At 66.9% G+C, this 1,278-nt stretch carries 3 protein-coding genes; 2 read left to right on the top strand and 1 reads right to left on the bottom strand.

Going from position 1 to position 1,278, the window contains the following annotated elements; genetic code table 11:
• Together AC04L7_RS18955 and AC04L7_RS18950 are read left to right on the top strand one after the other, a co-directional pair.
• On the top strand, positions 1–190 hold a 190-nt coding region (locus tag AC04L7_RS18955; RefSeq protein WP_475513739.1), incomplete at its 5' end, for an ArsR/SmtB family transcription factor.
• Positions 187–567: a hypothetical protein gene (locus tag AC04L7_RS18950; RefSeq protein WP_435998089.1), complete on the top strand. Its 381-nt coding sequence runs from the start codon at positions 187–189 to the stop codon at positions 565–567. The genes AC04L7_RS18955 and AC04L7_RS18950, both read left to right, overlap by 4 nt.
• A gap of 196 nt (positions 568–763) precedes the next feature.
• On the opposite strand, the gene AC04L7_RS18945 is transcribed toward AC04L7_RS18950, so the two are convergent.
• Positions 764–1,278: hypothetical protein (locus AC04L7_RS18945; protein WP_475513738.1), on the bottom strand; the 515-nt coding region annotated here is incomplete at its 5' end.

Below are 1,278 nucleotides of genomic sequence, written 5' to 3'. Positions count from 1 at the left end.
GTCGAAGCCGACGATGTCGGCGCATTTCGCGGTGTTGAAGGAAGCAGACCTGGTGCATGCGGAAAAGGTCGGCAAGTCGGTGATCTATCACTTGAAGCTGTCGGTGCTGGAAGACGCGCTGCTCGGCTTCGTCCATTCGTTCGGCGCGGGCAAGGCTGCGCCGAAGCCAAAGAAAGGATCTACGCGATGAACAGAGAAGTGCTTTCCAGTCTGGCGTGGGGCATCGGCATCGTGGTGCTGGCGCTGTGCGCGACGTTCGCCCGCCAACAGGGGGTGATCGACAGTGAGATGGTCGACCGCATCGTGATGGGCGCGATCGGGTTGATGGTCGCGTGGTTCGGCAATCAGATGCCGAAGCGGTTCGTGCCCAGTGCGCGGGCGCGGCAGGCGCAGCGCGTGGCTGGCTGGTCGATGGCGCTCAGCGGTCTGGTCTATGCGGGGTTCTGGATCGCGGCGCCGAAGGACGTGGCGGTGATCGGCGGCACGCTGGCGGTGCTGCTGGGTATCGGGGTGACGGTGGCGTACTGCCTGTCGCTGCGGAACAGGGCGCGGGTGTCGGGCGCCTGAGCCGGCGCACCGGTCGCTTCCTTCTCCCCGTGCAGCGGGCAGAAGGTGCCGAAGGCGGATGAGGGGCGCTTTTCACTCGGCCCACGCGACACCCCGCGCAGCCCGGGCAAGGCCGCAGGCCGCACCCGGGGGCGATATCTCAACCTCCCCGATGCGCTAGTGATGCTTCACTTCTCCGGGCGATGACGCGGGCGCGTCAGTCGCCTGCGCCCGACAGGCACGCCTGCATCCACGAGGCTGCCAGCAACGCGTCGCGCTGCTCGTCCGCCATCGGCACGGCCTGATAGTCGGCGAAGCAGCTGCCATCGGCACGCGTCAGATCAGCGAGCTTTCCGTCGCAAAGCCGCAGCGGCCTGTCGATGCGCTGCCACCCTTCTTCGCATTCGGTATCGGTCTCGGAACTTGGACGACCGCAGATGTGCGTGCGTCTGGCGTCGGTGGAGGAGATCGCCTGCGCGATGACTCGGCCTGCGTACGCCTTTCCGGAAGCGAAATGGAACCAGGTTCCGCAGATGCGGTCGCCGCGCTGGAACAGGCGGTAGCGGCTGCACTCTTCCGGCGATGTCGTGCCTTCGCACGCCTCCCACTCCCCGGCGAAGGCGCTCTCGGTCGCTGTTGTCGGAACCTTCTGCGGTGTCACCGACGCGGCACGGCTACCTGCCGGCTCGGCACCGAATCCCGTGCACCCGCCCACGCTCAGCACCATCACCA

The organism is Pseudoxanthomonas sp. LjRoot204_2 (genome assembly GCF_056175765.1).
The sequence above is the reverse complement of the archived record's forward strand: the minus strand, read 5'-3'. Positions and strand labels throughout refer to the sequence as shown.

Coding starts and splice junctions, on each gene's coding strand:
- AC04L7_RS18950 (WP_435998089.1), top strand. CDS start 187: ATGAACAGAGAAGTGCTTTCCAGTCTGGCGTGGGGCATCGGCATCGTG.